Annotated in this window: 21 protein-coding genes; 4 read left to right on the top strand and 17 right to left on the bottom strand. The window is 38.5% G+C overall.

The genetic code is table 11. The features are described from left to right. Positions 1-92 precede the first annotated feature (92 nt). The gene (locus AC1VNJ_RS03055; RefSeq protein ID WP_221817794.1) at positions 93-1,292 is read left to right on the top strand and encodes a nucleotidyltransferase; all 1,200 of its coding nucleotides are present in this window, start codon (positions 93-95) and stop codon (positions 1,290-1,292) included. A 27-nt stretch (positions 1,293-1,319) separates the two neighbouring features. On the opposite strand, the gene AC1VNJ_RS03050 is transcribed toward AC1VNJ_RS03055, so the two are convergent. Together AC1VNJ_RS03050 and AC1VNJ_RS03045 are read right to left on the bottom strand one after the other, a co-directional pair. Next, complete coding sequence (locus tag AC1VNJ_RS03050) at positions 1,320-2,336, bottom strand: SepM family pheromone-processing serine protease (RefSeq protein WP_028411485.1); 1,017 nt, start codon at positions 2,334-2,336, stop codon at positions 1,320-1,322. Beyond that, the gene (locus AC1VNJ_RS03045; protein ID WP_028411486.1) at positions 2,326-3,123 is read right to left on the bottom strand and encodes a patatin-like phospholipase family protein; all 798 of its coding nucleotides are present in this window, start codon (positions 3,121-3,123) and stop codon (positions 2,326-2,328) included. Before AC1VNJ_RS03045 ends, AC1VNJ_RS03050 begins: the two co-directional genes overlap by 11 nt. 466 nt (positions 3,124-3,589) lie before the next feature. Here AC1VNJ_RS03045 and ylbJ point away from each other — a divergent pair, with 466 nt between their 5' ends. Next, the gene (gene ylbJ, locus AC1VNJ_RS03040; RefSeq protein ID WP_033579758.1) at positions 3,590-4,798 is read left to right on the top strand and encodes a sporulation integral membrane protein YlbJ; all 1,209 of its coding nucleotides are present in this window, start codon (positions 3,590-3,592) and stop codon (positions 4,796-4,798) included. Positions 4,799-4,856: 58 nt separating this feature from the next. Here ylbJ and coaD read toward each other — a convergent pair whose 3' ends face one another. Together coaD and rsmD are read right to left on the bottom strand one after the other, a co-directional pair. Beyond that, positions 4,857-5,351 carry a pantetheine-phosphate adenylyltransferase gene (gene coaD / locus AC1VNJ_RS03035; protein ID WP_013058982.1) on the bottom strand — a complete coding sequence of 165 codons (495 nt, stop codon included), beginning with the start codon at positions 5,349-5,351 and terminating at the stop codon, positions 4,857-4,859. Between the two features lie 35 nt (positions 5,352-5,386). Then, positions 5,387-5,956 carry a 16S rRNA (guanine(966)-N(2))-methyltransferase RsmD gene (gene rsmD / locus AC1VNJ_RS03030; protein ID WP_013084870.1) on the bottom strand — a complete coding sequence of 190 codons (570 nt, stop codon included), beginning with the start codon at positions 5,954-5,956 and terminating at the stop codon, positions 5,387-5,389. A gap of 589 nt (positions 5,957-6,545) precedes the next feature. On the opposite strand from rsmD, the gene AC1VNJ_RS03025 reads away from it, so the two are divergent. Next, the gene (locus AC1VNJ_RS03025; RefSeq protein WP_013084871.1) at positions 6,546-6,932 is read left to right on the top strand and encodes a DUF7147 family protein; all 387 of its coding nucleotides are present in this window, start codon (positions 6,546-6,548) and stop codon (positions 6,930-6,932) included. Positions 6,933-7,006: 74 nt separating this feature from the next. Here the strand turns inward: AC1VNJ_RS03025 and AC1VNJ_RS03020 are convergent, their stop codons facing one another. Further along, positions 7,007-7,282 (bottom strand): YlbG family protein, encoded by a 276-nt coding sequence (locus AC1VNJ_RS03020; protein ID WP_013058985.1) that lies wholly within the window; start codon positions 7,280-7,282, stop codon positions 7,007-7,009. A gap of 77 nt (positions 7,283-7,359) precedes the next feature. On the opposite strand from AC1VNJ_RS03020, the gene AC1VNJ_RS03015 reads away from it, so the two are divergent. Further along, entirely contained in the window at positions 7,360-7,674 is a 315-nt protein-coding gene (locus tag AC1VNJ_RS03015; protein WP_033579757.1) for a hypothetical protein, read from the top strand. Between the two features lie 5 nt (positions 7,675-7,679). Here the strand turns inward: AC1VNJ_RS03015 and AC1VNJ_RS03010 are convergent, their stop codons facing one another. The 12 genes from AC1VNJ_RS03010 to aroA all read right to left on the bottom strand — a co-directional run bounded on the left by AC1VNJ_RS03010 (position 7,680) and on the right by aroA (position 16,498). After that, positions 7,680-8,126 carry a YlbF/YmcA family competence regulator gene (locus tag AC1VNJ_RS03010; protein WP_028411490.1) on the bottom strand — a complete coding sequence of 149 codons (447 nt, stop codon included), beginning with the start codon at positions 8,124-8,126 and terminating at the stop codon, positions 7,680-7,682. Positions 8,127-8,226: 100 nt separating this feature from the next. Then, on the bottom strand, positions 8,227-8,613 hold the full coding sequence (locus AC1VNJ_RS03005) for a carbohydrate-binding protein (protein WP_033579756.1): 387 nt from the start codon (positions 8,611-8,613) through the stop codon (positions 8,227-8,229). A gap of 99 nt (positions 8,614-8,712) precedes the next feature. Beyond that, a complete protein-coding gene (locus AC1VNJ_RS03000) occupies positions 8,713-8,949 on the bottom strand; it encodes a YlbE-like family protein (RefSeq protein WP_013058988.1) in 237 nt (78 codons plus the stop codon). A 5-nt stretch (positions 8,950-8,954) separates the two neighbouring features. Then, a complete protein-coding gene (gene ylbD, locus AC1VNJ_RS02995) occupies positions 8,955-9,365 on the bottom strand; it encodes a YlbD family protein (protein ID WP_034270859.1) in 411 nt (136 codons plus the stop codon). A gap of 82 nt (positions 9,366-9,447) precedes the next feature. After that, a complete protein-coding gene (gene lhaT, locus AC1VNJ_RS02990; protein ID WP_482640298.1) occupies positions 9,448-10,035 on the bottom strand; it encodes a lipoprotein heptaprenylglyceryl N-acetyltransferase LhaT in 588 nt (195 codons plus the stop codon). A 133-nt stretch (positions 10,036-10,168) separates the two neighbouring features. Beyond that, a complete protein-coding gene (locus AC1VNJ_RS02985) occupies positions 10,169-10,936 on the bottom strand; it encodes a menaquinol-cytochrome c reductase cytochrome b/c subunit (RefSeq protein WP_028411493.1) in 768 nt (255 codons plus the stop codon). A gap of 110 nt (positions 10,937-11,046) precedes the next feature. Next, positions 11,047-11,721, bottom strand: coding sequence for a menaquinol-cytochrome c reductase cytochrome b subunit (qcrB, locus tag AC1VNJ_RS02980; RefSeq protein WP_013058992.1), 675 nt, complete (start codon positions 11,719-11,721; stop codon positions 11,047-11,049). A 3-nt stretch (positions 11,722-11,724) separates the two neighbouring features. Next, complete coding sequence (locus tag AC1VNJ_RS02975; RefSeq protein WP_013058993.1) at positions 11,725-12,225, bottom strand: QcrA and Rieske domain-containing protein; 501 nt, start codon at positions 12,223-12,225, stop codon at positions 11,725-11,727. Positions 12,226-12,429: 204 nt separating this feature from the next. Further along, positions 12,430-12,888 carry a YpiF family protein gene (locus AC1VNJ_RS02970; protein ID WP_028411494.1) on the bottom strand — a complete coding sequence of 153 codons (459 nt, stop codon included), beginning with the start codon at positions 12,886-12,888 and terminating at the stop codon, positions 12,430-12,432. A gap of 117 nt (positions 12,889-13,005) precedes the next feature. Beyond that, positions 13,006-13,551, bottom strand: coding sequence for a ReoY family proteolytic degradation factor (locus tag AC1VNJ_RS02965; protein ID WP_013058996.1), 546 nt, complete (start codon positions 13,549-13,551; stop codon positions 13,006-13,008). Positions 13,552-13,648: 97 nt separating this feature from the next. Further along, a complete protein-coding gene (locus AC1VNJ_RS02960) occupies positions 13,649-14,911 on the bottom strand; it encodes a tetratricopeptide repeat protein (RefSeq protein ID WP_285851863.1) in 1,263 nt (420 codons plus the stop codon). A 297-nt stretch (positions 14,912-15,208) separates the two neighbouring features. Further along, on the bottom strand, positions 15,209-16,498 hold the full coding sequence (gene aroA, locus AC1VNJ_RS02955) for a 3-phosphoshikimate 1-carboxyvinyltransferase (protein ID WP_047749880.1): 1,290 nt from the start codon (positions 16,496-16,498) through the stop codon (positions 15,209-15,211). Between the last annotated feature and the right edge of the window lie 21 nt (positions 16,499-16,519).

The raw sequence follows: 16,519 nt of genomic DNA, 5'->3' as shown, positions 1-16,519 counted from the left end.
ATATGCTTTTTTGTAAAAATTTCTTACTTTCATAAAAAAACGTTTTTAAAACAAAGAGCTAGACTAAAAATAATAAATTAAAAGGAGACATTATGCAAGCAGTTGGAATAATTGTCGAATATAATCCTTTTCATAACGGACACGCTTATCATTTGCAGCAAGCCAAACAACAAACCGGAGCAGATTGTGTGATTGCTGTGATGAGCGGGCACTTTTTGCAGCGCGGAGAGCCTGCTCTTGTATCGAAATGGTCCCGCACAAGAATGGCTTTAGCCGCTGGTGCAGACTTAGTCGTTGAATTACCCTATGCTTTTTCTACTCAAAAAGCTGAAACATTCGCAAGCGGCGCTATTTCTATTTTGGAATCCCTTCACGCTGACTTTGTATGCTTTGGCAGCGAAAATGGCAATATTGACTCATTTACCCGCACCGCTGATTTGCTCGAAGCTCATGAATCAGAACTATCTGCCTTAATTCAACAAGAGATGAAAAAAGGAAACAGTTATCCAAAATCAGCTTCCAATGCTTTCTTACAGCTTTTCACGGAGGCTCCTATTGATCTATCTCAGCCAAATAATGTGCTTGGAATGAGCTATGTAGCTGCCATAAAAAAACAGCATGCATCTATTAAACCATATACAATCACTCGAATTCAATCACATTATCACGATGATTCCCTGTCTTCCTCTTTTATTTCAAGCGCTACAAGCATACGTAAAGCTATTTTTGATAGCAGCAGCAATGGGGACCTGGGCAAGCATATGCCAGTTAGTACAGCAAACGAATTAGCAGCTTACAAACAAGCACACGGACAGTTTCATCATTGGGAGCACTATTTCCCATTTTTGAAATACAAATTATTAACTACTCCACTTTATGACTTACAGCGTATTTATGAAATAGAAGAAGGTATTGAACATCGACTGCTATCTTATATTTCTTCATCTACTTCATTTGAAGATTTTTTAACAAATGTTAAAACGAAGCGATATACGAGAACCCGTTTACAGCGCATGTGCGTTCACCTTTTAACCAATACAACAAAAAGTGAGATGCAACAAGCTGATCCTTATATTCGCTTATTGGGAATGTCAAAGACCGGACAAGCCTATTTAAAAACAATTAAGAAAAAGCTGTCCCTTCCTATTGTATCCACTGTATCGCAATGTAAACTAAAAGAAATTGATACCGATATTAAAGCGACACATGTTTATAGTACGCCGTTTCAGGAGCCTCTGCGCTCTCAGTTTATGAAACAAGAATATACGCAGCCTCCTATCATTTGGCCATAAAAAAATCGTCTGCAAGAGACGATTTTTTTATGGTTTCAGCTTTTCTAAATAGGTTACGGCATCCGAAAATGAATCTACGGGTACAATTTTCATATCACTGTTTATTTTTTTGGCTGTCTTCACTGCTTCTCGGTAGTTAGAGCCAGCAGCCCCTTTTTCATTTGGTGCAAAGAAAATCTCTGCTCCTTCTTTATCTGCGGCTACAATCTTTTGTGAAATACCTCCGATTGGTCCTACCTCTCCTTTATCATTGATAGTCCCTGTACCTGCAACGCGGTGGCCTTTTGTCATGTCCTCTTTAACAAGCTGATTATAGATTTCAAGTGAGAACATCAGTCCCGCTGAAGGCCCTCCTATTTTTTCAGTATCAATATGTATATCGGGCTTGACTTTTAATTCTTGGTTCGTTTCTAAGGCAATTCCTAGGCCTACTCGTTTCGGCTCGTCAGGAAATGCTTTAACTTTTAGAGTATGTTTGCTTTCTTTGCCATCTCTTTTTACATAAATTGATACTGAATCTCCTGCTTTTTTAGTCGATACGTAGTTGATTAAGTCCTCAGCAGTTTGAATTTTTTTCTCATCTACTTTTGTCACGACATCTCCAACATGAAGTTTTCCATGTGCAGGCATATTTTCTACAACATATGTAACATATACGCCTTTATTGTGGTAGGAAACGCTCTTTCCAGCTGCTTCATATGCTACTGAAATAGCGGCATTTTTTGACGTATCCATCATATGTAATTGCCTTGTCGAGTAATCTTCATCGCTTTCACCCTGCTGCAAAATTTGCTTTGTAGGGAAAATTTCATGAAAGTCCTGTATTTTCGCAAGACCATATGAAAGAGGAGTTGCTCTGCCCATTCTTACAGTTGTAAGCATAAACGTCCCTTTTTCATGGTATCCATCTTCTACCTTAATAATAGGCGCAAGTTCTTCTGCCATTCCAGGCTTTGTAATGTAGTACGGTAATGGATAAAAACAAAGCATTGCCACCACTGCAATAACAGCCAAATATACCAAAATTCTAATTCTAGATTTCACTTTTTTTGTTCTCCTTCCAATGATCAATTGCTTGTAGAATAGAAGGCAACTGCTCATGTGCTGCTTGTTCACCAATTGACATCATTTCTTGAATGTTTGTAAATGCTCTGGAACTAAAAGTATCGAGATTAGGACGAATCATAACGTCTGAAGCAATAGTTCGGTGAGCTACTAGCTCATCTTGCAAAATATCTAAACTTTGCATAATGACATCAAAAATGGAGCTGATTTCTGCATTCACTTTCGCTTTTGATACATCGACTCCAATGACAATATCAGATCCCATCTCTTTTACAACCGATACAGGAATACGGTCCACTACCCCGCCGTCTACAAGCAATCGCCCATCAATTACTTCGGGAGCAAAGATTCCTGGAATTGAAATACTTGCTCTCACCGCTTCAGCGATAGGTCCTTTTTTAAACACCACTTTCTCTCCTGTTTTCAAATCTGTCGCTACAATGGCAAACGGTATAGATAACTGTTCAATGTTTCTATTTTGCGTAAAAGTGCGAACCAACGACTTTACTCTGTTGCCCGTAATAAATCCCATTTTTGGCACGGTAAAATCCAAATAATACTTTCGTTTGAACGTTAGCGCCATTTTATAAAGAGTTGCCAGTTCAATACCTGACGCATATAGTGCACCAACTAAAGCTCCCATGCTGCTGCCAGCTAGAAAATCAATAGGAATGTTATTTTCTGTTAGCGCTTTGATTACTCCTAAATGTGCAAAACCTCTAGCTCCACCTGAGCCTAACGCAACTCCTATTTTTGGGCTTTCCACTTTACCTGCCCCCTCGTTTTACCTTATAGACTTCTAAAAATGTAAAAACTTTTGATGAGCTTCTCTATCATTGTTGCCCTGTCTTCAATAGGACTATTCTTCATTTTCTATTTGTTCATTTTGTATGAAGCTAAAGATATGTTTTGCTCAATCAACGGTGGTTATTAAGCATTATACTATACTGAAGGTTGTTTTAAGAAATTCTTACTCTTCTCTTGCTGCGTATACGTTTTTTTACTCCTTGACTATTCTAGAAGTGCATTGATTTATGTATATGAATTGTATTTCCAAATGTGACAAGACGCCTTTTTATTCAGTATGAATTTATTTTCTCCTTACACATAGGCATAAAGTCGATGCATAGCTTCGTATATTGATATATAGAAGAACTTGTACATTTGCCTAAAACTCCTCATTTCATTCCTATCAAAATGACGTGAGCTTAGAAAAGGAGATGAATCGTTCGTTGAATAAATCGATGGTGAAAACACTTCTGCTCGGAACGAGCGTAACACTTCTCGCTATTGCGCTTATTGTATATCCAAAAGAAGCGCTAGAAGGTTCAGTAAGAGGTCTCAACACATGGTGGAAGGTCGTCTTTCCTTCTCTGCTGCCCTTTTTTATTGTTTCAGAAATGCTTATTGGGTTTGGCGTAGTGAAGTTCATTGGGATCTTATTAGAGCCGTTTATGAGGCCTTTATTCCGAGTACCTGGAGTAGGGGGTTTTGCTTTAGCAATGGGCATGGCTTCTGGATTTCCTTCAGGTGCAAAAATCACTTCCCGGCTGCGCCAAGAAAAACAGCTAACAGCTATTGAAGCTGAAAGACTCGTATCATTTACTAACTCATCTAACCCTATTTTTATTTTTGGAGCTGTGGCAGTTGGCTTTTTTCACAATCCAGCTGTCGGTATCATATTAGCTCTCTCTCATTACATAGGGAATATTTGTGTAGGACTGGTGATGCGGTTTTATGGATCAGCAAAACCTAAAGGACAAGTAATTCAAAAACCTTCTTTATCGTTAGCTTTTCACGAAATGCATAAAACGCGATTAAAAGATAAGCGTCCTATCGGGAAGCTTTTAGGAGATGCGGTTACTTCTGCAGTTCAATCTCTCTTAATGATTGGCGGTTTTATCATTTTATTTTCTGTATTAAACAAACTTTTATATGTGACTCATATCACGGCCGTTTTAAGCAGCGGTCTAGCTTATTTATTTTCCCTTTGTCATATAGGGACTGAGCTGAGCCTTCCCTTTATTTCGGGGCTTTTTGAAATTACGTTAGGAAGCCGCCTAGCAAGCGAAGCACCGGACACGCTGCTGTTTCATCAAATTATCATCGTTAGCTTTGTATTAGGCTTTAGCGGTTTCTCTGTTCAAGCACAAGTAGCTAGCATACTCGCCGAAACAGATATTCGATTTTTTCCGTTTTTTATTGCCCGAATTTTTCACGGCTGTTTTGCGGTAGTATTCACTATCTTTCTATGGGGTCCTCTTCGGGAATCCATTACTACTTTTCAAGCATCTGAAGGAGCACTGCCGGTTTTTTCTCACTTGGAGTCCGTTACGATTCTATCGCAGTGGCTAAACGTGTACGGCCCCCTCCTAACGATTTTTACGCTGTGCTGCTATATTTATCTATATTCAAAACGAGCGTTTCTTCATCGTTCCTAGTAAAAAAAGAACGTGACGTTTTCTTATCGGCAAAGAAAACGTCACGTTCTTTTTTATCTTATTTTTGAGACAGCTGTTCAAATTTTTCTGCAAGCGCTTCTCTAACAGGGGGAGGAACTAATTCAGAAATATTCCCGCCATATTTAGCTACCTCTTTTACAATACTAGAACTTAAAAACGAGTATTGATTATTTGTCATCATAAATAACGTTTCGATTTCTTTATCTAATACGCGATTTACAGATGTGATTTGCATCTCGTACTCAAAATCTGATACTGCACGCAAACCTCTTAAAATGGTCTTTGCCTGCTTTTCTTTTGCATACTCCATTAATAATCCGCTGTACGACTCTACTACCACATTAGGAAGTGATTTTGTTACTTCTTTCAGCAAAGCTACTCGCTCTTCCCCTGTAAATAGAGGACTTTTTGAGGAGTTATTTAAAACAACCACATAAATCGTATCAAATACATTTGCGCCTCGTTTAATAATATCAAAATGTCCATTCGTAACTGGATCAAAGCTTCCTGGACAAACAGCTATACTGCCCATACGTATCCCCTTTCTACATCTAACAGCTCATTGATTTATTCAACTGATTCTTCTTTCTTGTATGTATAAATAGAAACACCAATGATACCGTACGTTTCGCTTTTTATTTTTTCAAATAAACCAATCTCATTATCTAAATGTACATCATGAGAATGCTCCGCTACAATAATTCCTGTTTTTGCCAGAAGGTTTTCTTCACTTACCGTTTCGATAAGCGCTTTCAACTTTTGTGCTTTATACGGTGGGTCAAGCAAAAGTAAATCGACAGTCAGCTCCCTTTTCTTTATCGCTTTCAGTGCACGCTCTGCATCATTTCGATACACTTCAGCGCGGTCTTCTAACCGACAGGATGCTAAGTTTGCTTTAATCGTCTGAATCGCTTTGCCATCCCGATCCACAAAAATGACTTTATCTATTCCTCGACTTAGAGCTTCAATTCCCAAGCCACCGCTTCCACCGAACAAATCAAGAGCTGTTCCACCTTCAAAAAACGGTCCAATCATATTAAAAATAGCTTCTTTCACCTTATCTGTTGTAGGGCGGGTTGAGTATCCTGGAACCGCCTTTAACGCATGGCCTTTATATAAACCTGCTACTACTCTCATCCTTATCACTACCTTACTTTTACTTCCTTATTCTTCATTATCCTAACATATTTTGAATTACAAAGACTAGCAAAAATCCTCAATTTATTCAATGCTGTATGCATTCTGTGCAATAACCCAGCAGCTTGCTTTTATGCTGGACTTTTACGACCGTCTCCTTAGATACATCTATGCAGATCATTCGGCATTTCGTTCATAAAAGATTTCCTTTACTTTAATATGTCATCATAAACGTAAATTTACCCTTTTTCTCTGTCATGTTATCAGTCTTTTATATTTTAAAAAGTGAATTTCACGAAACAGGTATATGAACGTTTAAAACGGACATACTGACTAGTAACAACATCATCTAACCGATGTTGTTGCCAACCGCGGAGAAGACTTACGTTTCCCCATAAGTTCTTCCTCCGGTTTCTCCTCTCCCTTTGCCTTCATCAAGGTGCTTGTAATCGCAGAGGTGATTACACCCCTTTATTGAAGGGCCCTACAATGAGTAGTTGTAGGGATTTTTTTATTTACTCCTAAAATATTCAGTGATACATTAAACTACGTGAGTTTGCTTTTTTAATACATAGAGGGGGAAATACATATGATTCAGCGTTTTATTGAGCTCGGAGAAGGGTATTCAGATATTTATGAGCTGTTAGAGATTGTCAAAAGCAACAAACATCGTCTTGCCCATCTTATTATGCTGCGAACAGTAAAAGAAGATCGACAAGTAGCTTCTTTTGTCGCTGTCTTGCATCCAACAGCTGAAGGGAATTTCCAACCGCTTTACGTTTGCCGAGAAGGAATTGTTTTAAAACAAAACGACAGCAAGCGCGTTGAGTTATTTAAACGAGCAGCTGAGGAAGCGGGAAAAGAAATTGTGGTACTCGATGTCAAACCATCTACTACCTTTCCAGAAACAGCACTATACTATCAGCACCTTATTGGCATTTTGCGAATGAACCGCTTTATTCCGCCAATGCAATAACCTCATCCCTGCCTATTCGTTTGCTAAGGCCAAGTAAAATAAAAAAAGGAATGTACATTACATTCCTTTTTTGTTTAAATTCCTATCTTATAGTCATATTCCTTCGCTTTATCCGGCTTTGAATTTTCGAATTCTGTTTTTAAAAACGGCCGATAAGAAGGATCTACTTTCTTCACAAAAGGTAGAGACTGAAGTTTATGGATTGTTTTTTCAATGCCATCTTGGTTGCAATATAAGACAACATACTTTAATTCTTTAGATACGTAATGTACATTTCCGTACTTTCGCAATGCTTTTGCTTGCTTAACAGAATGCACATACGCCACAATTCCTTGACGTTCAACAAACATATTTAGTTCCCCTTTTGCATACGTTATATTGGTTTTCTTTATCATAAATTCTTTTATATGAAGTAGGTGCTTTATGTATGAATTTAGATGATATCTGGATGCTCTTTCTTACTCATTTTAACGAGCACAGAGCTATTGAACAAGTCATTTTCAAAAAAATCACAAATATACCCTTTTTGTATATAAACACATCAATTGAGCGTAGAAAAATAGATGAGCTTCTAGAAGCTTCATCTATTTTTGCTACATCCAATACAAATGCTACGTGGCGCTCAAGTTTTGTCAGAAGTCAGCATCTTACTTATGTCTATCAGCACAGGTTTTACGTTCCACAGCGTAAAATGGCCTGCTGCGGAAATTCCTGTGCTGATTGCGTTCGATTTATACAGTGAACGGCTTATGCGCTGCACCCGCAGCTTCCACCAGATCCGCAGCCACCGCCGCAGCTGCTTCCCGTATCAAAAAACGGATTTCCCGTCGGTACTTTAACATGCTCTGAAACAGCTTGACCAAGGATAACGCTAATTTCATCAAGCAGTTTTTGCAATTCATTTTCTGCTTTTTTGAACGCAGCGATTGTCGCATGTAAATCAACTTGACGCTTTACATCACGTACTTGTCTCGTAATGGTTTTATAGTCAGGATGATATTTTCCAAATCGCTGAACATCCTCATACTGTTCCTTTATTTTCACAAATTGAGCAATTAATGCCTGTGCATGTGAATCTTTATTTAATCTATATAAACATTGACGATAGTTCTCGGCTACGTCTGATTGTAACACCATGTTCGCTACGTGATCAGACTCGTCGAGTAATTCAACAGTTCTCATTGTTGTCAGCATGGCTGTGCACCTCCGTTTTTATCTTATCACGTTTTGGATCTAAAGAAAAAGAACTTGCTAAAACAGCTTACACTGATTTACTACAAGTTCTACTTTTTAACTATATAATTTCAACCGTAAAGGTATTCCTCACTTGATAACTTTCTTCTTTAGATTTCATCAGTTCAATCGTAACAGTATGAGATCCTTTTGGAAGATCACTTAAAACAAAGGCTGCTTGCTTCATTTCTTTAAATGGTTTTCCATCTACTGTGATTTGAAGGAATCCACTCTCTGTTGAAAATGAAAACCCGCTTAGAATACATTCGACATATACGTTCTGTCCTTTCACATGCTGGTGTACCATCAGTGAAGGTTTTGTATTCATTGCACCAAACGTTTCAGCTGCCCGCGGTTGAGAGGAAGTTTTAGTCTCAGGTTTTGGTTTATCATGGTTGCATCCTAGCAGAGAAACTACACATAAAGCCGTCGTTAATAGTAAGCGCATAATACCATTCCTTTATCATTCGTTTCTCCATAGTGTTTACAAACTCTTTATTTTTACTCATGACGTGCAAAAATCTCTGCATCGCTATGTATGCAGAGATCATTGATTTTTCATGGATTGAAACATATGAAACATCATGTTTGCCATTTGAATCGAATTCGAAAACTTTTCAACTTTATGAGGAATGGTTTGTTTGTAGTAGTGTTTGGATTCTAATTCAAATTTCTCCAGTTCTTCAGGATTCCTAGATAAACGCCGGTACCACATTGGCTGTTCACGAACGAAGTCGTTGAGTTTAGGACGAGACTGCATATACTCGTATATATCTTTTCTCATTGCGTTTAATCTTTCCTAAAGCCAAATGGATTCCCTGGCCCGGAAGCTGCTCCTCCACCGGATGGCTTAGATGGCTGAAATTGCTGCAGTACTTGTTGAATATTCGAAATAGCGGAATTTACATTTGTGATATGATTTTGCATTTGATTCAAGTCCATGTTTTTCAGCGAGGATACGATTGTACCCATAATATCTTTTTTCTCCTCTGTGGTAGCAGCTGGTTCAGCCTTTTCACTTTCTTCTGAACGATATGCCTCCCACATTGGGTCTTCTGCACCGAATAAATACCAATCTTCATAAAGTTCTTTCCACGTTTTTTGCTGCTTTCGAACCTGTTCTACTAATTTGGGATGTGATTTTACAAATTGTTTAAATTCCACAACGGACGGATGAAGCTCTCGTTTGGTTTCCTTCACAGTCACTCACCTCATACTTAAATATAGCCTACTATATCTTAGAAAAAGAGAGCTCGTTTCGTGCGCCTATTTCAAAAATTTTTTATAGCTGTTTTTTTGAAGAAGCACGAACTGTGAACCAGTATGTAATGAAAATAGATAAAATGCTTAGCCAAAATGTAAAATAACCAATTTCAGACATATACGCATTGAGCATGCTGTATCTTGGCATCATAGAAAAAACGTAATCAATGATATCATTATGTACGGCCCATACAGCGGCAACCGCTACATGCCATAACTTAATCCGGTAAAACGGTACGTATAAAAGCCCTTGAAAAGCCATTGCTGCATGAGAAGCCATTAACATAAGCATCATCCAATCAATGTATCCTGTTAACACATAGACCAATACATTCATTATAACGGCCCAAATCCCGTATTTAAACAGCGTGACCATGGCTAAAGCTTCAAATAGTGAAAAATGTTTTCCAAGTAAAAGACCGATAAGTACGATAACAAAAAACAAGCTTGCCGTTGGACTATCAGGTACAAATAATAAAAACTTCTTAGGTGTTTCCGCTAATTGACTCCCATACCAAATATATCCGTAGATTGTTCCTAGTATATTTACAATCAGCAAAAACGTTAAAAAACGCTTATCTTTTAAGGTATACCATAACCAAGCCATTCAGAAAGTCTCCTTTACATTTAATCTCTTCTTTATTATGTACAGTTTTTGGACAATAGCAAGCACCTATCTCATTGATATAAACCACAACATTAAATAAATTCAAAAAAACCAGCCTTTTGGCTGGTTTTCATTATTCTTTTCCTAAGTTTCCGACAAATTCCGAGAGCGTTTTCAATTCTTTATCTGAACCTTTGAAAACACCTTTTGGCATATTGCCTTTACCATTTTTTGCGATATTGGCGATTTCTTCAGGAGATAAATCAATTCCTGTTAAAGCCGGAGCCGCAGGGCCTCCCTGTAAATTATCACCATGACAGGTCAAGCACGTTTGCTTTTGCATAATTTTGTAGCCTTCTGAATTTTTGTCAATCGCTACTTCTTCTCTAATTTTCCCTTGCTCTTCACGTGCTTTCCAATCTACCTGTGTCGCTGACTGCCACGTTAGGAAAAAGACTGCTGCTATAGCCAGAAGCATGAATCCTGTCGCAAACGGTCTCTTAGCCGGTCTTCTTTCTGGTCCGCGATCAATGAAAGGAGCAAGCATTAATGCGCCAAATGCAATCCCAGGAATAATAAATGCACCTATAATATTATATGGACCAGAAGCAAATGAATATTTAAGCAATTGATATAGGAACAAAAAATACCAGTCGGGAAGAGGCAAGTACCCCGTATCAGTCGGATCGGCAATACGTTCAAGCGGAGATGGATGAGCGATGGTTAAACATAAATAACCAATTAAAAAAACTGCTCCTACCATCCATTCTTTTAGTAAAAAGTTTGGCCAGAATGCTTCTGTTTTCCCTGGAAATTCAGAGTAATCTTTTGGAATATTGGGTTTTCGTTCTGCAGGAACACGTGAATCTCCAACAAACTTCATCCCTTTACCACGATGCATGTTCTCCCTCCTTTTTCTCACTGTTCTAGTGAAAGTACTAACAACGGAGTATGTGCTTGATGCATATGATGACTAGTGTGATTGACTAATTGAATAAAGCGTATAAACTTTTATAGTGGTCCTGAAATTCCTTGTTTACGAATCATTAAGAAGTGGGCACCCATTAAGCCAAGCAGGGCTCCGGGTAAAAAGAATACATGAATGGCGAAAAAGCGAGTTAGTGTTTGAGCACCAACGATGTCTGGATGTCCTGAGAGTAATGTCTTCACTTGCTGGCCTATAATTGGTGTGGATTCAGCAATTTGCAAACCTACTTTCGTTGCAAATAGCGCTTTCATATCCCACGGCAACAAATAACCTGTAAAACCTAAACCTAACATAACAAAGAAAATTAACACACCCACAATCCAGTTTAACTCGCGGGGTTTTTTGTATGCTCCTTGGAAGAAAACACGAAGTGTATGTAAAAACATCATGACGATAACCAAACTTGCTCCCCAGTGATGCATACCTCGAACAATTTGTCCGAAAGCGACTTCATTTTGCAGATAATAAACGGATTCCCATGCATTTTTTATATCTGGTACATAATACATGGTCAAAAACATGCCTGATAAAATTTGAATAACGGTAACAAAAAACGTCAATCCACCAAAACAATACACAAATGCTGAAAAGTGATGTGCAGGATTTACGTGTTCTGGCACTTCATGATCGGCCACATCTCGCCATAAAGGAGTAATATCTAGCCGTTCATCCACCCAGTCATAGATTTTATTCAACATTTTCTATGCCCCTCCTTGTGGTTTGGCTTTTCCTAGATATAACGTACCGCCTTTTACCTTTTGAACGTATACATCTAACGGTCCCATCGGTGGTGTCCCCGGTACATTTTTACCGCTTTTTTCATACATTCCCCCATGACAAGGGCAGTAGAAACGATGTGGATAGTTTTTGTCACCAGCCCAGTTAACCGTACAGCCTAAATGCTTACAAATTGGTGACAGCGCGACGATTTCACCTTTATCAGTTTTGTACACCCAAGCCGATCTTGGTTCTTCTGATTTATGCCACGCATCCACTTGCTTGATTTTAAAATCGACACGTTTCGGCTCTTTTGTAATGTCTTTAACCTGCGCTACAGCTACTAAATCCTGACCCGCTTCTTTTTCCAAAATTGGATCTACTGCAAAGCGCACCATTGGCATTAACATTCCAGCAGCCATAAATCCCCCTACACCAGTGAGCGTATAGTTTAAAAACTGTCGTCTTGATACCCGATCACCCATGCTTTTCCCCCCTTTAAAAAAGTTCAGTCCAGAGAATTTTGGACACATGATGGACCATTCTATTAAACTAGGACATAATCATGATATATTAATATTTCTGGAAGGTCAATACAATAAAAACCTAAAACATGGAAATAATCTTTATTTTTCTAAATTTTTCGTCATTATTTTGTTTGCGCTTCCATTGCTTATTCTACAGCCTTTTTAAACACTCCATTTCTCTACAAAAATCGGCAGGAGCTGTTGGACTTGTTCATGTATGAGCGTATACTTATGCGAGTCGTCTATATGCTCAAGCGGTAAAGCAGGTATCCAAATGCAGTGAGCCCCTATTTCTTTCTCATACTGCAGCCAATCTCGGTCGCTAGTAAGCACAAAAAGATGTTTGACTTCATTGTCATTTATATGCTCATTCCAACGAAGTAATGTTTCATAAACAGCAGCTACTCCATCTTTTTTTAAGTATGTAAAACTAGGTGTTAAAATCACTCTTCCTTTAAATTGTCTCTCTAACTCTTCAGTAAGAGCAGTCGTATATTCACTCATAGATGCAGTAAGCTTTAAATCTTCTCCGAAATCAATAGGAATGAGTGGAACCAATACAGTATCAACATAACTTTTGGATTGTAAATACACATCCATTTCCTTCGCCTGCAGCTTCAACTTTCTTCTCCTCTCAGCAAGCTTGCTAAGGCTTGTCTTATTTATTTTTCAAACTGAATAAGGAGATAAAAAAAGAGATTGACCTTTTTCTAAGAAGCTAGCCAATCTCTCGTTTATCTACTGTACATAATGGTTATTTAAATATTCGCTTAAGCGCTGAAATTCCTCTTTATCATTTTCATCTAATGCTTTATCAATTAGTTCCATGATTTTTGATCGTTGAAATTTCTGAATAGATTCTTCCAATATTTGCTCAGCTAATACTCTATCTTTTTCATTTGTTTGATTAGCTTTTGGCATATACGGATTGTCTTCCAGTACAGCCACATATTGAGGCGATGAATACAACGATCGGAAGTTTAATTGAATATAAATGTCTTCTTCTCGATTCAAACGAATATCATGAAATGATTTTTCTGCATCGGTTGTCATGATATTTTCTTTATAAAAACGAAATGGAGGGTCTTCCACACAGTGCGTAGACATCACCATCCCGCGAGGACAAAACTGTGCTTGCTCAACGAAGTGAACTCGTTTCATCAATTGATCATGGCTCATCAAATAATTTAAAATCCATACACATTCTCTGCGCTTCAGCTGATAATTCGTTAAAAACCAGCGAACAAATTCTTTTTTCTCGTTGACAGTAACAGGGGTCGTCATATTCTCACTTCCCTCCTCTGTGTTTAAACTCTCAGTTAAAACACCTTTTACAGTTATTTATTCCACACGGCAGCAATAAAATCCTCTGAACTATTATTTATTCTTCTAATTGAAATAATATGTCTTGAATTTCATCTACTGTTGGATCCATGGCTAATAAAGCTTGGAAAATCCCCTTCGCTTTCGAGCGCTGTCCTTCTTCTAATAAGAAATAGCCATACTCTTCTAAAAACGCATACTCTTCTTTAAAAACAGTATATGCAGATTCGTAGTATTTTAGCGCTTCTTCATAATTTTCTAATTCCTGATAAGCTTTTGCTAAATCCCATTCAAAATGAGGATCATGCTCATTATATTCTTTGGCATGCTCGATATTCTCTACTACATCTTCATATCTCTCTTGACTCATATAAAGTTTAGAGAGAGTTAAAATAGCTTCAATGTACCCTGGATCTAGTGCAATCGCTTGTTGAAACGCCGATTCAGCCTCTTCTTCTAGACCGCGCTTTAATGCTATTTTACCTTTAAAAAAGTAAAGTTCTTTTTGAAATTCATCCTGCGCAATACCTTCGTTGACAGCCACCGCAGCCTCTTCTAGCATCTCTTCATGTTCATATGACTTTGCTAAATATAAATAAAGAGAATGGTACTCACGGTCTAACTCTTTTAGTTCTGTAAACTTTTCAATAGCGGTCTGATAATGACCTGCTTGATACGCTGAAATCGCATATTCAAATAGTGTGTTAATCTCAAGCTTATCTTTTAACGCTTGATCAAAGTAAGGAAGCGCTTCTTCGAACTGGCCGATACCTGCTAGACTTTCAGCTAATCGCTGACGAAGATCCGTACCGTTAAATTCTTTTTCTGTTTTTAGCAGCGTTTGATAAAAAGGAATTGCCTTTTGATAAATTCCTTGACTGCTGTAAAATTCACCGAGCCCAAAATCGATAACCGGCTCATTTGGAAGCATTTTTTTCGCTTCCATTAACTTTTGCTCACTTACTTCACTAAGGCCTTGCATTTGATATAAGTCAGCTACAAGAAGCAGAGCTGGCACATAATTATCGTCTTCGCTGTTAATTTGATTTAAAATATGAATGGCTTCTTCTTCTTCTTCTAAATCAATGAGCATTTCAGCTTTTAATAAATACAGCTCGCCTTCTTCTGGGTATTTAGCGATGAGCTCGTCTATTAAAGGCAGCGCATCATTTACTAGTCCCCACTCCTGCAGCTGTTCAGCCATTAAAAACTTTTCTTCGTCTGTAGCTTTATCTTTCAATTCATGAATAAGGGCAAGACCTTTTTCAATTTCATTGGATTCTACGTAACCTATCGCGCGGTCTAGTTCTTTCACACACAATTCTCCTTTATTATTACATTCACTTTTTATATAAAAATAAAACGAATTAATTTTCTATTTTTCCAAACTCGAAGCAAGAACACATGCTTCTATACACAATGATAAAATAGTTTGAGCGTTTGTTCAACAAATCAATTTGAATACGCTTACATTTTTTAGGTAAAAACGAGATTGAGACATGAAACCTTCGTTCACCATCTCAATAAAAAATCCGAACGAGTTTGATTTTTCATCAACAATATCAATTCCTCGTTCGGATTTCCCTTCAACCAAAATACGTTTGTTCCAGCCTCTTCCTTATTGGCTTAGCTCATCAAGATCTTCAAAAAAAGTAGGGTAGGAGACGTGAATGGCATCACTTCTATTTAGCGTTACCTCTCCCGTTGCAATGGCTGCTGCGACCGCAAGCATCATTCCAATTCGATGATCTCCGTAGCTGTCTACTTCACCGCTTCGCAGGGCCGTCTTGCCTTCAATGATGAGGCCATCAGCTGTTGGCGTAACAGAGGCACCCAGCTTGCTTAGCTCGGTTGCAACCGTATCGATGCGGTTCGTTTCTTTTACTTTTAGTTCTTCCGCATCTTTAATCACCGTTTTCCCAGTTGCCTGAGTCGCCAAAAGAGCGATTACCGGAATTTCATCAATTAAACGAGGAATTAAATCGCCCCCAATTTCAATCCCTTTCAACTGAGACGTTTCAATCGTCAAATCGCCAATAGGCTCTCCATTTTGAATACGTTCATTGGAAATTGTAAGGCGTGCACCCATTTGCTGAAGCACATCAATAATACCTGTTCTTGTAGGATTGAGTCCGACGTTTTTCAAAACGATTCGGCTGTTTGGAACAATGGCTCCTGCAACAAGAAAGAATGCAGCTGAAGAAATGTCTCCAGGGACGTACACATCCGTTCCGCGCAGGGATTGTCCCCCTTCAATACTTACAGTCGTTCCATCTACCTCTACGTCTACTCCAAATGCGCGAAGCATACGCTCGGTATGGTCGCGTGATGTAAAAGGCTCGGTTACTTTTGTTGTGCCTTCGGCATGAAGTCCCGCTAGTAAAATCGCCGATTTTACTTGTGCACTTGCTACAGGAGAATGGTAATGAATTGCTTTTAATGCTCCTCCTCTAGTAGATAAAGGCGTATATTGGCCATGCTCACGCCCATCAATCTTTGCACCCATAGAGCGCAGCGGCACCGTAACACGGCTCATTGGACGCTTGGCAATCGACTCATCTCCAATTAGAGACGTATGAAATGGCACACCGGCAAGAATCCCCAGCATTAAACGAGTAGTTGTTCCTGAATTTCCTACATCTAAGATGGAAGTAGGTTCACTTAATCCTTCGATACCTTTACCTTCCACTTCAACATACTCGCCTTCTCTTTTAATCGATACGCCCATCTTTTCAAAACAAGAGATGGTACTTAAGCAATCTTCACCTGCTAAAAAATGATTAATCGTAGTTTTCCCTTCTGCCATCGCTCCGAACATCACAGCTCTGTGAGAAATCGACTTATCCCCGGGAATAGAAATTTCTCCTTGAAGAGATGAAAGATTCGTTTTTAATGGTTTTCCACTCATTTCATTCACACCTTTCGTACA

The organism is Priestia sp. 3CA3 (genome assembly GCF_056836725.1).
The sequence above is the reverse complement of the archived record's forward strand: the minus strand, read 5'-3'. Positions and strand labels throughout refer to the sequence as shown.